The 12419-nt window shown below is 67.6% G+C and carries 14 protein-coding genes; 6 read left to right on the forward strand and 8 right to left on the reverse strand.

The features are described 5' to 3' along the window. The first annotated feature begins 5 nt into the window (after positions 1 to 5). Together N5C28_RS09755 and N5C28_RS09760 are read left to right on the forward strand one after the other, a co-directional pair. Positions 6 to 1358 carry an HlyD family type I secretion periplasmic adaptor subunit gene (locus N5C28_RS09755; RefSeq protein ID WP_279821918.1) on the forward strand — a complete coding sequence of 451 codons (1353 nt, stop codon included), beginning with the start codon at positions 6 to 8 and terminating at the stop codon, positions 1356 to 1358. 1 nt (position 1359) lies between these two features. Further along, positions 1360 to 2703, forward strand: coding sequence for a TolC family outer membrane protein (locus tag N5C28_RS09760; protein WP_279821919.1), 1344 nt, complete (start codon positions 1360 to 1362; stop codon positions 2701 to 2703). Here N5C28_RS09760 and N5C28_RS09765 read toward each other — a convergent pair. The 4 genes from N5C28_RS09765 to N5C28_RS09780 all read right to left on the reverse strand — a co-directional run bounded on the left by N5C28_RS09765 (position 2700) and on the right by N5C28_RS09780 (position 5091). After that, a complete protein-coding gene (locus N5C28_RS09765; protein WP_279821920.1) occupies positions 2700 to 3224 on the reverse strand; it encodes a DUF2937 family protein in 525 nt (174 codons plus the stop codon). The two genes, N5C28_RS09760 and N5C28_RS09765, sit on opposite strands and share 4 nt — an antisense overlap. Before the next feature lie 72 nt (positions 3225 to 3296). Then, the gene (locus N5C28_RS09770) at positions 3297 to 4073 is read right to left on the reverse strand and encodes a class II glutamine amidotransferase (RefSeq protein WP_279821921.1); all 777 of its coding nucleotides are present in this window, start codon (positions 4071 to 4073) and stop codon (positions 3297 to 3299) included. Beyond that, the gene (locus N5C28_RS09775; RefSeq protein WP_279821922.1) at positions 4066 to 4521 is read right to left on the reverse strand and encodes an HIT family protein; all 456 of its coding nucleotides are present in this window, start codon (positions 4519 to 4521) and stop codon (positions 4066 to 4068) included. Before N5C28_RS09775 ends, N5C28_RS09770 begins: the two co-directional genes overlap by 8 nt. Positions 4522 to 4611: 90 nt before the next feature. Next, positions 4612 to 5091 (reverse strand): MFS transporter, encoded by a 480-nt coding sequence (locus tag N5C28_RS09780; protein WP_279821923.1) that lies wholly within the window; start codon positions 5089 to 5091, stop codon positions 4612 to 4614. A gap of 112 nt (positions 5092 to 5203) precedes the next feature. On the opposite strand from N5C28_RS09780, the gene N5C28_RS09785 reads away from it, so the two are divergent. Together N5C28_RS09785 and N5C28_RS09790 are read left to right on the forward strand one after the other, a co-directional pair. Further along, positions 5204 to 7234, forward strand: coding sequence for a S9 family peptidase (locus tag N5C28_RS09785; RefSeq protein WP_279821924.1), 2031 nt, complete (start codon positions 5204 to 5206; stop codon positions 7232 to 7234). Positions 7235 to 7341: 107 nt separating this feature from the next. Next, positions 7342 to 7815 (forward strand): cyclic nucleotide-binding domain-containing protein, encoded by a 474-nt coding sequence (locus N5C28_RS09790; protein ID WP_279821926.1) that lies wholly within the window; start codon positions 7342 to 7344, stop codon positions 7813 to 7815. Here the strand turns inward: N5C28_RS09790 and N5C28_RS09795 are convergent, their stop codons facing one another. Beyond that, positions 7816 to 8160 carry a hypothetical protein gene (locus N5C28_RS09795; RefSeq protein ID WP_279821927.1) on the reverse strand — a complete coding sequence of 115 codons (345 nt, stop codon included), beginning with the start codon at positions 8158 to 8160 and terminating at the stop codon, positions 7816 to 7818. Between the two features lie 145 nt (positions 8161 to 8305). On the opposite strand from N5C28_RS09795, the gene N5C28_RS09800 reads away from it, so the two are divergent. After that, on the forward strand, positions 8306 to 8671 hold the full coding sequence (locus tag N5C28_RS09800; protein ID WP_279821928.1) for a YajD family HNH nuclease: 366 nt from the start codon (positions 8306 to 8308) through the stop codon (positions 8669 to 8671). On the opposite strand, the gene N5C28_RS09805 is transcribed toward N5C28_RS09800, so the two are convergent. The 3 genes from N5C28_RS09805 to N5C28_RS09815 form a co-directional block, all read right to left on the reverse strand. Beyond that, a complete protein-coding gene (locus N5C28_RS09805) occupies positions 8668 to 9864 on the reverse strand; it encodes an MFS transporter (RefSeq protein ID WP_279821929.1) in 1197 nt (398 codons plus the stop codon). The genes N5C28_RS09800 and N5C28_RS09805 overlap by 4 nt on opposite strands. A 73-nt stretch (positions 9865 to 9937) precedes the next feature. Further along, on the reverse strand, positions 9938 to 10594 hold the full coding sequence (locus N5C28_RS09810; protein WP_279821930.1) for a DsbA family oxidoreductase: 657 nt from the start codon (positions 10592 to 10594) through the stop codon (positions 9938 to 9940). Positions 10595 to 10838: 244 nt separating this feature from the next. Further along, positions 10839 to 11744 carry a LysR family transcriptional regulator gene (locus tag N5C28_RS09815; protein ID WP_279821931.1) on the reverse strand — a complete coding sequence of 302 codons (906 nt, stop codon included), beginning with the start codon at positions 11742 to 11744 and terminating at the stop codon, positions 10839 to 10841. A 202-nt stretch (positions 11745 to 11946) separates the two neighbouring features. Here N5C28_RS09815 and N5C28_RS09820 point away from each other — a divergent pair, with 202 nt between their 5' ends. Then, positions 11947 to 12417, forward strand: coding sequence for an RNA methyltransferase (locus N5C28_RS09820; RefSeq protein WP_279821933.1), 471 nt, complete (start codon positions 11947 to 11949; stop codon positions 12415 to 12417). Positions 12418 to 12419 lie beyond the last annotated feature (2 nt).

The following is a 12419-nucleotide window of genomic DNA, read 5'->3' on the forward strand; positions in this document are numbered from 1 at the left end:
GCGTCATGTCGAACCTCGAATTCGAACGCAAGAGCCTGATCCCCTACCCCGGTGAACAGGACACCACCCTCGACCTCGACGACCGCCGCCCCGGGCGCTGGGGCGTGTGGCTGGTGGTGGCCGGTTTCGGCGGCTTCCTGCTGTGGGCCAGCCTGGCCCCGCTGGACGCCGGCGTGGTGGCCAACGCCACGGTCAACGTGACCGACAACCGCAAGACCATCCAGCACCTGACCGGTGGCTCGGTGCGCGCCATCCTGGTCCGCGAAGGCGACCTGGTGAAACGCGACCAGGCGCTGGTCGAGCTGGATTCCACCCGGGCCATCGCCGAACAGGGCGTGGTCAGCGCCCAGTACATCGTGGTGCGCACCGTGGAGAACCGCCTGCAGGCCGAGCGCGACGGCAGCACCGAGGTGCACTTCGACCCGCAGCTGCTGGCGCAATTCGAAGGCGACCCGCGCCTGGAGTCGGCCATCAACCTGCAGCAGCGGCTGTTCAACACGCGCCGGGCGGCGCTGTTCGGCGAGGCCGGGATCCTGCGCGAGAACATCCTCGGCGCCGAGGAGCAGCTCAAGGGCCTGCGCCAGATCCAGGGCGCCCGCAGCGCGCAGATCAAACTGCTCAACCAGGAGCTGGGCGGCGTGCGCAGCCTGGCGGCCGAGGGCTACGTAACGCGCAACCGCATGCTCGAACTGGAGCGCAACGCCGCCGAGATGAGCGCCTCCATGGCGCAGAACATCGCGGACATCGGCCGCACCCGCAACCAGATCGCCGAACTCAAGCTGCGCATCCTGCAGCTCGAACAGGACCACCAGAAGGAGGTGCAATCACAACTCACCGACACCCAGAAGGAAGCCACGGCCCTGGCCGACCGCCTGCGCGCCCTGGACTACGAAGTGGCCAACACGGTGATCCGCTCGCCCATCGACGGGGTGATCCTGGGCCTCAACGTCTCGACCATCGGCGGGGTGATCCAGGCCGGGTCGGAAATCATGGACGTGGTGCCGGCCAACGAGCCGCTGCAGGTGGACGCCATGGTGCCGGTGCAGGCCATCGACAAGCTGGCGCCCGGTCTGCCGGTGGACATCACCTTCCCCGCCTTCAACCACGCCCAGACCCCCAACATCCCCGGCCGCGTGATGACCGTCTCGGCGGACCGGCTGATCGATGAAACCAACAAACAGCCCTATTACCTCGCCCAGGTCGAAGTCACCCCGGCGGGCATGGAAAAACTCGGCAGCAGTCGGATTCGCGCGGGCATGCCCGCCACCGTGACGATCAAGACCGGTGAACGCAACCTCCTCAGCTACCTGATGAAACCCATGCTCGAACGTGTCGACGGCGCCTTCAAGGAGCAATGAAATGGTCACCCGCATGCCGCTGTTGTGCCTGGCCGCCTTTGCCAGCCAGGCTGTATTCGCACTGGACCTGCAGGACGCCTGGTCGATCATGCAGATGCAGGGACCGACCTACCGCGCCGCCGTGCACGAACGCGATGCCGGCCTGGAGAACCGCGCACTGGGCCGAGCCGGCCTGCTGCCGCAGCTGAACGCCAGCGCCAGCAAGAGCCGGGTCGACGGCACCCAGGAGCAGGACAACCTGCTGGGCAATTCGGTGGAAAACGACCTGGACTACGACTCGCAGAACCTCAACCTGCAGTTGCGCCAGCCGCTGTTCAACCGCCAGCGCATGGCCGAGTACCGCCAGGGCAAGCACCGCGCCGACTACAGCGCGGCGGTGTTCGACGCCAAGACCCAGAACGTCGCCGTGCGCCTGGCCAGCCGCTACTTCGACGTATTGCTGACCCGCGAGACCATCGACCTGGCCAACGCCAAGCTCAAGGCCTTCGAGCAGCAGGTGTCGGCCTCGCAACGGCGCTTCGACCTGGGCGACGGCACGGTCACCGACGTCGACCAGGCCACGGCGCGCCGCGACCTGGCGATGGCCGAGCTGATCGAGGCCCAGGACAACCTGGTGGTCGCCCTGCGCCTGCTGCAGGAAATGCTCGGCGAGGAGCCCCGGCACGTGGCCACGCTGCGCGAGGACTTCCCCACCCCGACCCTGCAACCCAGCAGCCTGCAGGCCTGGTTGAACCAGGCCCAGGCCAACAACCCGTCGCTGCGGGCCCGCACCTACAGCCACAGCGCGGCGGAAGAAGAGGTCAACCGGGCCGAGAGCGGGCACTGGCCCACCCTGGACCTGGTACTGGGCTACACCGACAGCGAAAGCGACTCGATCTCCACCATCGACCAGCAGAACCGCTACGCCTCGGCCGGGGTGGAATTCAACATGCCACTCTACTCAGGCGGTGCGGTGAGTGCCCGGGTGCGCCAGGCCATCGCCAGCCGCGACCAGGCGGACGAAGAGCTGAAGGCGACCCGTGAGGAAGTGTTCTCGGCGACCACCCGGGAGTTTCGCGGGGTGCAGAGCGGTCAGGCGCGCATCCGGGCGCTGCAGCGGGCGGTGGAGTCCAGCGAACGGGCCCAGGATTCGGCGAAGAAGGGCTTCCTCGCCGGCTCCAGCACCAACGTCGACATCCTCAACGCCGAGGAACAAGTGTTCCTCGCCCGCCGCGACCTGCTGGAGGCCAAGCTGCGCTACCTGCTGGCCCGCCTGCAGCTGGCGGCGGCGGTGGGCCTGCTCGGTGACGACGACATCAGCACCGCCAATACCTACCTGGGGCCGGAACTGGTGCTGCGTTTCTAACGCCAGTGGCGGGCCTGTGCCTGCCGGGTCTGGCTGCCGCTGAACAGCGTGGCGACGCCCAACAGCAGCAGCTCGACCACCCAGGCCAGCAACAGCGCGCAGGCGATGCCCCAGGCGATCGCCTCCGGTGCCAGCAGCACCTGGTAGCGGTAGGCCGCGAAGGTCTCCTCCACCAGGTCCATGTCGGCGGCGGTCGACAGGTGCCAGAGCTGGCCGTACCACGGCCCCTGCATGGCCTTCGATTCACGCTCCAGGAAGGCCGCGCGGTCGACCAGCAGCGCAATGCTCTGGGCGTCGCTGCGCATCACCTCGTCCTTGCTGGCCTGGTAATGGGCCACCAGGGCGTCCAGGTCGCCCTTGAAGAAGCGCCGGGCGGTGTCGCGGAAGCCGCTCAGGCTCTGCTCGGACTCCAGGCGGTGCGCCTCGACCCGCTTGGTGTAATCGTCGATGAACCCTGGCACCTGGACGCCGACCAGCAGCCCCAGGGCGAACAGCGCCAAACGCAGATAACTCTTGAACATGAAGGGTCTGTCCCCTGAATCCGATTATCGAAAGCGACCCGTTCTGCAGCGGGCCGTCCAGCCAGGCTGCCGTCAGGCCACCTGGCCCTGGGCGACGCATTCGCCGCCGCGCCACAAACGCCATTCACCGGGTTGGTAGAGGTCCCACTGCTCGTTGTCGGTCAGCGGATCGGTCACCAGCACCGTGACCACGTCGTTGGGCGTGGTCTCGGCCTGGAAGTCCACGCGCATGTCGGCGTCCTTCAACTGCGCCGGCCCGAACGGCGCCCGGCGGGTGATGTGTGCCAGCTTGGTGGAACAGAAGCTGAACAGCCAGTCGCCATCGCTCAGCAGGCAGTTGAACACGCCCTGCTGGCGGAATGCGGCGCAGGCCTCCACCACCACGGGCAGCAGGGTTTCCACCGGCACCGGCTCGGGGAACGCGGTGCGCAGGCGGTTGAGCAACTCGCAGAACGCCGCCTCGCTGTCGGTATCGCCCACCGGCCGGTAGAACCCCGGCTCCGGGTGGAAGTCCGCCAGTTGCCCGTTGTGCGCGAAACACCAGTTGCGGCCCCACAGCTCGCGCACGAACGGGTGGGTGTTGGCCAGGCACACGCGGCCGACGTTGGCCTGGCGGATGTGGCCGATCACCACTTCGCTCTTGATCGGGTAGCGCTGCACCAGCTGCGCCACCTCCGACTCGCTGCTCGCCCGGGGGTCCTGGAACAGACGCAGACCGCGCCCTTCATAGAAACCGATGCCCCAGCCGTCGCGGTGCGGCCCGGTGCGGCCGCCGCGCTGCATCAGCCCGGTGAAGCTGAACACGATGTCCGTGGGGACGTTGGCACTCATGCCGAGCAATTCACACATGTCGATCAGACTCGTTCAGCGCCGAACGCAGGCGTTCGGCATGCGCCAGCAGGCGCGACTCGATGCGCGCCCGCCCCAGGGGCAGGAAACGCGTGAAGATCCGCCAGACCAGGGACGGCAGGTCACCGGGCTGGCGGGGAATCAGGTGCAGGTGCAGATGGGGCACGTGCTGGTTGGACGCCGGGCCGTCGTTGATCATCAGGTTGATCCCGTCGTGCCCGTGCCCGCTGGCGCGCAGGGCCGCGGCCACCCGCTCGCTCAGCGCCAGCAGGCGGTCACGGGCGGCAACGGACAGGTCCTTGAGAAAGGGGGCGTGCTCGCGGCTGACGATCAGCACATGGGCCGGACGCAGCGGAAAAATATCCAGCAGCACGATGAAGTGCTCGTCTTCGTAGAGGCGGTGAGCCGGCGCGCGGTTGCCGGCGATCGCACAGAACACACAGTCCATAAGCCCTCCTTTGCGCGAAGGCCAATGCTGAACGTCTGGAGGAATCCGTGCAAGCACCCGCCGCACCCCGATGGCGCGGCGGGCGAGTATTCAGAGGCGCGGTTCGACCCGCAGGTTGCGCGACGAGCGCGGGGCGTAGCGGTCGCGCTCGTGTTCTTCGTCTTCGCGGCGCATCAGCTCGCGCAGGGTCGGCGAACGCTCGTCGTCCACCTCGGCTGCCGGCTCCTGGCGGCCTTTCCACCAGCGCTCGATCGGCCAGCGGACGGCCACGAACACCAGGTACAGACCGAAGGCGATGACCCCGAACAGGGCCAGGTCGGCCACCGCACGCAGGGCGTTGTTGCCAACGCTGAACAGCATGTCCAGCGCGGCGATGGCGATGGACGGGGCGAACAGCTCCTTGACCGGATCGATGATGGTCGGGCTGAACAGCAGCACCGCCACCAGCACCCGCAGCGGCTCGCGCAGGTAGCGCCACATCCAGCCAGTCATGCGGAACCACACCAGCAGACAGCCCAGCGCCGCGACGGCGTAGGCGCTCCAGGCAAGTAAATAGTCGCTCTCGATCATAAAACGCGGGGTCCCTGACACATGGCGGGGCGGACGAAGTGGGGCTTATGATAACGGCTTTTCACCGGTCCGGCGCCCCTGCCGTCGCCCGTTGCCCAATCTGGAGTTCCGCATGCCGTTCGCCCCCATCGCCCGTACCGAGCCTGGCCACGATCCCTACCGCTGGCTGGAGAACCGCGACGCCGAGGAGGTGCTCGACTACCTGAAGGCCGAGAACGCCTACCTGGACGAGGCCCTGAGCGATCAGCAGGCGCTGCGCGAGGCGCTGTTCCAGGAGATCAAGGGGCGCATCCGCGAGACCGACCTGTCGCTGCCCACGCCCTGGGGCCCGTACCTGTATTACCAGCGCACCGTGGCCGGCGATGAGTACCCCCGGCACTACCGCTGCCCACTTCCGGCCGACGGCTCGCTGCAGGTGGACGAAGCGGCGGAGCAACTGCTGCTCGACCCCAACGCCCTGGCCAATGGCGGCTTCCTGTCCCTCGGGGCCTTCAGCATCAGCCCCGACCACCGGCGCCTGGCCTACAGCCTGGACACCAGCGGCGACGAAATCTACCGCCTGTTCGTCAAGGATCTGGACGACGACAGCCTCGACGCCCTGCCCTTCGACGACTGCGACGGCAGCATGACCTGGGCCAACGACAGCCAGACCCTGTTCTTCGGCGAACTGGACGACACCCACCGCCCGCACAAGCTGTACCGCCACCGCCTGGGCAGCACCGATGCGCAGCTGGTGTTCCACGAAACCGACGGGCGTTTCTTCCTGCACTGCTACCGCGCCAGCTCCGAGCGCCAGCTGGTCCTGTCCCTGGGCAGCAAGACCACCAGCGAAGCCTGGGTGCTGGACGCCAGCACGCCGGAAGCCGCCTTCACCTGCCTGGCGCCCCGCGAAGAAGGCCACGAGTACTACGTCGACCACGGCCGCCTGGCCGAGGGCTGGGCCTGGCTGATCCGCAGCAACCAGAGCGGCATCAACTTCGCCCTCTACCAGGCCAGCGAAGCCCAGCCGACCCGCGCGCACTGGCAACTGCGCCGCCCCCATGACCCGCAGGTGATGCTCGAAGGCATCAGCCTCACGGCCAGCGCCCTGGTGCTGAGCCTGCGCGAAGGCGGCTTGCCGGTGATCGAGGTGCAGCCCCACGGCCAGGCCGCTTACCGCGTGCAGCTGCCCGACGCGGCCTACAGCCTGTACGTGCAGGACACCCTGGAGTTCGCCAGCCCGGTGATCCGCCTGCGTTACGAAGCCCTCAACCGCCCGGCCCAGGTGCGCCAGCTGACCCTGGCCGACGGCGCGCAGCAGGTGCTCAAGGAAACCCCGGTGGAAGGCGTGTTCGATGCCGATGCCTACGTCAGCCAGCGCCTGTGGGCCACCGCCAGCGACGGTACCCAGGTGCCGATCAGCCTGGTGGCCAGACGCGACTGCCTGGGCACGCCGGCGCCGCTGTACCTCTACGGCTACGGCGCCTATGGCGAAAGCCTCGACCCCTGGTTCTCCCATGCCCGGCTCAGCCTGCTCGACCGCGGTTTCGTCTTCGCCATCGCCCACGTGCGCGGCGGCGGCGAACTGGGCGAAGCCTGGTACCGCGCCGGCAAGCTGGCGCACAAACAGAACAGCTTCGGTGACTTCATCGCCTGTGCCGAGCACCTGATCGCCGGCGGCTACACCACCTCGGCCCAGCTCGCCATCAGCGGCGGCAGTGCCGGGGGCCTGCTGATCGGTGCGGTGCTCAACCAGCGCGCGGACCTGTTCGGCGCGGCGATTGCCGAAGTGCCCTTCGTCGACGTGCTCAACACCATGCAGAACCCAGACCTGCCGCTGACCGTCACCGAGTACGACGAATGGGGCGATCCCAACGAGGCCGAGGTGTTCGCCCGCATCCAGGGTTATGCGCCCTACGAGAATGTCAGTGCCCAGGTCTACCCGCCGATGCTGGTGGTGGCCGGCTACAACGACAGCCGCGTGCAGTACTGGGAGGCGGCCAAGTGGGTGGCGCGGCTGCGTGCCACCCGCCAGGGCGACGCACTGTTGCTGCTGAAAACCGACCTCGGTGCCGGGCACGGCGGCATGAGCGGACGCTACCAGGCGCTCAAGGACGTGGCCCTGGAGTACGCCTTCCTGTTCAAGGTGCTGAAAATCGCGTGACGCAGTTGGCGGCGCGTCACAACTTCCGGCGAGCGGCAGTTGGCAAGGCCGCTGCCGCCGGATACCGTCGCAGCCACCTCCGCCGTTCCTCCCTGCAGTAGAGCGCCATGCCTGACATTTCCTACCTGATCGACGAAATCCGCGACATGCTGCTCGACTGCGGGCTGTTCAACACCCTGCATGCCAGCGAAGTGCTCAGCGCGGCGGGCTATTTCAGCATCGCCAAGTACGAGCCCGACGCGGTGATCTGCAGCGAAGGCGATGCCGGCACCTTCATGTGCATCATCCATTTCGGCGCGGTGTCGGTGCGCAAGACCCACTCCAGCGGCGAGGTGGTGGAGATCGCCAAGCTGCGCAAGGGCCGCGCCTTCGGGGAGATGGCGGTGCTGGATGGCGAACGCCGTTCGGCCAGCTGCATCGCGGTCAGCGATTGCACCCTGCTGGTCCTCAGCAAGGAATCCTTGGACAAGATGCTGAGCGAAGCGCCCAAGTCGGCGGCCAATGTCATCCGCGCCATCGCCGTGGCCATGTCCAAGCGCCTGCGCATGGTCGATGGCCAACTGGTCGAGCACCAGCTCTGATCATTGCGCCTCGCGGCGCTCGTCACCCAGCCCCTGGCTGTTGCGTTCGCGCTGCTCCTGCAGCAGCGGCAAATCGCTGTCGCGCGGGGTGCGGTTGTCGCGCGGCGTGTAGGAGCGCGTTCCGGGATTAGTGTCGCTACCGGTGCCGGGATTGAGCAGCGGCGCCGAGCCCGGTGCGGCCTTCGGCACGTTGCGCGGCACCGGTTGCGAATAGGGTTGCGGCGTCGCGGTGCCGGGCGAACCGGCGGCGGGTTGGCGGGGCGTGGATGGCTGGTAGTTCTGGGCATTGGCCTGGGTGCCTGCCAGCATCAGCAGGCTCACGGCCAGGCAGAGGAAAACGCGCATGCGTGGACTCCTGTTCCAGTGGACCTGTGCATTGGGCCGTGCGCCGCCCGATAAGTGCCCGGTACATGCCGCCAGCGGGGCATGTTCGCCGACCACCGGCAGGACTACACTGTCACTTTCTGCCGCACCCACCGTGAGAATCCCCATGAGCAGCAACACCCCCACCGGCAAGCTCGACCGTATCCTCGCCGAGGCCCAGCGCAACCGCGAAGAAGGCTACCGCGAGAAAGCCCTGAAGATGTACCCCCATGTCTGCGGCCGCTGTGCCCGCGAGTTCTCCGGCAAGCGCCTCAGCGAGCTGACCGTGCACCACCGTGACCACAACCACGACAACAACCCGCAGGACGGTTCCAACTGGGAGCTGCTCTGCCTGTTCTGCCACGACAACGAGCACGCGCGCTACACCGACCAGCAGTACTTCAGCGAAGGCTCCACCAGCACCCCCATCGGCAAGAAGGTCACCCACAACCCCTTCGCCAACCTGGCGGCGCTGATGAACAAGGGCGACTAGCGCCCTCTCCCACCGAGCAGCAAGGCCACCAGGGCAATGGCCGGCAGCGCCGCACCGGCCATGACGATCGCCGGCCAGCCCAGGGCCTCGTAGAGCGGGCTGCCCAGTGCGGAACCGATGGCGCCGCCGATGAAGATACTGGTCATGTACAGCGCATTGAGCCGCGCCCGGCTGGCCGGATCCAGGGCATACACCTCGCGCTGGCCGAGCACCATGTTCATCTGCGCAGCGAAGTCGAGAAAGATGCCGGTCAGCGCCAGGCCGATCACGCTGTAGCCCACCCCTCCCCAGCCGATCAGGAAGGACAGCGACGCCACCAGCAGGGCGACGATGGACGCCTTGCGGGTATGACCGGCGTCGGCCAGGCGCCCCGCCATGGGCGCTGCGAACGCACCGATGGCACCGACCAGGGCGAACAGCGCGATCTGCGTCTGCGACAGGCCGTGGTGGCGGGCCAGCTCGATGGGCGCCACGGTCCAGAACAGGCTGAAGCTGGCGAACACCAGGCCCTGGTAGAACGCGCGCTGACGCAGCACCGGCTGGCTGCGCAACAACGTCAGCAGCGAGCCCATCAGTTGCCCGTAGGTCGCCTTGTGGGTCGGCGTGCGGGATGGGATGGTCAGGGCGATCACCAGGATGATCGCGAGCATCAGCAGCGCCGCGGCGATGAACACCATGCGCCAGCCGAAGTGGTCCGCCACCAGGCTGGACAGCGGCCGTGCCAGCAGGATGCCCAGCAGCAACCCGCCCATGATGTTGCCCACCACCCGGCCCCGTGATTCTTCCGGCGCCAGGTGCGCAGCCAGGGGGATCAGCATCTGCACCGACACCGAGCTGAAGCCGATCAGCAGCGACAGCGCGAGAAACAGATTCGGCTCGCTGGACAGCCCCGCCGCCAACAGCCCCGCTGCCGCGATAATCGCGGTGCCGATCATCAACTTGCGGTTCTCCACCAGGTCGGCCAGGGGCACCAGCAGCAACAGCCCGGCGGCGTAGCCGATCTGCGTCAGCGAGACGATCAGGCTGGCGCTCTGGGCGGACAGCCCCACCGACGGTGCGATCAGCTCGACGATTGGCTGGGCGTAATACAGGTTGGCGACGATGGCGCCGCAGCAGAAGGCGAACAGCAGCACTAGGCCGCGGGTCAGGGTGTGGGGCGCCTGGGCCAGGCGCAGGGCAGTCAGATCGTTCATGTCGGGTTTGCCTGTTGAAGGTGGTCGATGCGGCCGCACTGTCTGGCCATGAAGGGGTCGGGATGGCGGTGCGTCACGGGCCGTTCCTCTCGGTGGGCGAGACGTGACAGGCCAGCGCAAGACTGAAAATCTGCTGGGACTGGGCGCCGCTGATGGTGGTACCGGGCAGCTGGAAACGGGGGATCGCCCCCTGGCCGCTGGCGAGCTCGGCCTGCTCCTGCGCCAGCACTTCGGCCACGCCCTCGTCGCTGGCCAGAAAGGCCAGCACGTCGTCCGTGGACTGGCCATGCTCGGCGGCGATACGGGCCAGGACCTGGGGGTTGCCGATATCGCGGCCGTCACTGAAATGCGCCTGGAACAGCGCCAGCGACAACGCCGCTGCCGACTGCCCTTGGCCCTGCACCCACCCCATCAAGCGGTGCGCGGCCAGGGTGTTGGGCGCCGTACGGATACGGGCGAAGTCGAATACCAGGCCCAGGGCCTGGCCCGCCTGGATCACCTCGGCATAATGGGCCTGGCTGTGCAGCCAGCTGCCGAAGCGGCTGATCCGATAGGTCTGCCAATCGAGCCCGGCCGCCGGCACCCGCAGCCCGGTGCGACACGGCGTGAAGGACAGCATGCAGTGATCGTCCAGCCCCAGGTCGTGGATCGCCCGGCCAAGGCGCACCTGACCGATCCAGCACCAGGGGCAGAGAAAGTCGAACGCGATGCGGATCGCGATGGGTTCCATGTCAGCGAAGCCTCTACAGATGAACACGTCACCACGGTAGAGACCCGCACGCCGCTGGAGAATCGGCCGGCACCGCAACGCAGCATTGCGCCATACGCAATGCCAGCCACCTTCCGGACGCCTGTAGGAGAGGCCTTGGCCTCGAGCTCGGCTATCGCAGGGTAGACATCGAAACACCGTAAAAGAAAAGCTCGCGGGCAAGCCCGCTCCTACGGGGCGTGTGCGACTGGACGCAGGTGAATCCCTACGGGGCGTCGCGCAGGATTTCTTCGAGAAAATCGATAAAGGCATTCACCCGGCGCGAGCCGCGGTGGTTGGGCAGGTACAGGGCATTGATCGAGGTGCGGGCCTGGCCGGGGTTGGCTTCGTAGTCCTCCAGCAGGCGGGTCAGCCGGCCGCTGCTGACATCCGCCCGGACCAGCCAGTCGGCCAGCAGCGCGATGCCCGCACCGGACAGCGCCGCCTCGCGCAGCATGTCGGCATTGTTGCTGCGCAGCCGGCCGTCGATGCGCACCGAGCGGGTCTCGCCTGCCCGCTGGAAGGTCCAGTCCTGCTGGGGCGTGCCATAGTCGAAGCGCAGGCACGGGTGCTGCAGCAGGTCCTCGGGCTCCGTCGGCAGCGGGTGCGTGGCCAGGTAATCCGGGCTGACCACCAGCCAGCGCTGGAATTGGCCGATGGGGCGGCTGACGATGTCCTCGTTGTGCAGGGCGTTGCCCAGGCGGATCGACACATCGATCCGCTCGCCGAGCAGGTCGACGATGTCGTCGCTGAGGGTCAGGTTCAGTTCCAGCCCCGGATGCCGTACCAGCAGCCGTCCAAGGTGCGGGGCGATCAGGCGGCGGCCGAATTCCACCGGCACGCTGACCCGCAGCAGGCCGACCGGCTCCTCGCCCCGGTCAGCGACCTGGGCATCGGCCTCGGCCACCGCGCCGAGGATCGCCCGGGCCCTGGCGTAATACGCCGCGCCGGCCTCGGACAGGCTGATCTGCCGGGTCGAACGGTTGAGCAGCACCGTACCCAGCTCGGCCTCCAGGGCATCCACCAGGCGCGTCACCGACGAGGTGGCCACGCCGAGCTTGCGCGCCGCCGCGGAAAATCCCCGGGCGTCGACGGTTTCGACGAACAGCTTGAGGGCCAACAGTTTGTCCATGGCGATCATCCGGCAGACACGGGAGTAGCGCGCGCCCTGCTCCGGGCCTGGCGCGAGGCACATGCTACCTCAGCCGCTCGCGTTCGCGCCGGGTTCCGAGGCACTGGCGCTTCACGGGCGACCACGCCAGGGCGATGAAACGCCAACACCCCCTGGCGCCAGGCCGTATAATCGCCGCCATTTTCTGCATTGGCACAGCGTCGTGGCGAACAAACGGTACAGTTGCATCGGGTTGTACAACCCCAAATCCCCGGAAAACGTTGGCTCGGTGATGCGCGCCGCCGGCTGCTATGGCGTGGCCTCGGTGTTCTACACCGGCACCCGCTACGAGCGGGCGCGGGACTTCATCACCGACACCAAGCGCGTGCACCAGGACATCCCCCTGATCGGCATCGACGACCTGAAAAAGATCCTGCCCCTGGGCTGCACGCCGGTGGCGGTGGAGCTGGTCGAGGGCGCCCGCCCGCTGCCGCAATACACCCACCCGGACCGCGCGCTGTACATTTTCGGCCCGGAAGACGGCTCCCTGGACGAGGACATCCGCGCCTGGTGCGAGGACGTCATCTACATCCCCACCGAGGGCTGCATGAACCTCGCCGCCACGGTCAACGTGGTGCTCTACGACCGCCTGGCCAAGGGCAACAACACCCGCTCCGGGCCCAAGTTCAAGTAACC

The sequence above is a fragment of the Pseudomonas sp. GD03944 genome, assembly GCF_029839275.1.
Taxonomy (GTDB): Bacteria; Pseudomonadota; Gammaproteobacteria; order Pseudomonadales; family Pseudomonadaceae; genus Aquipseudomonas.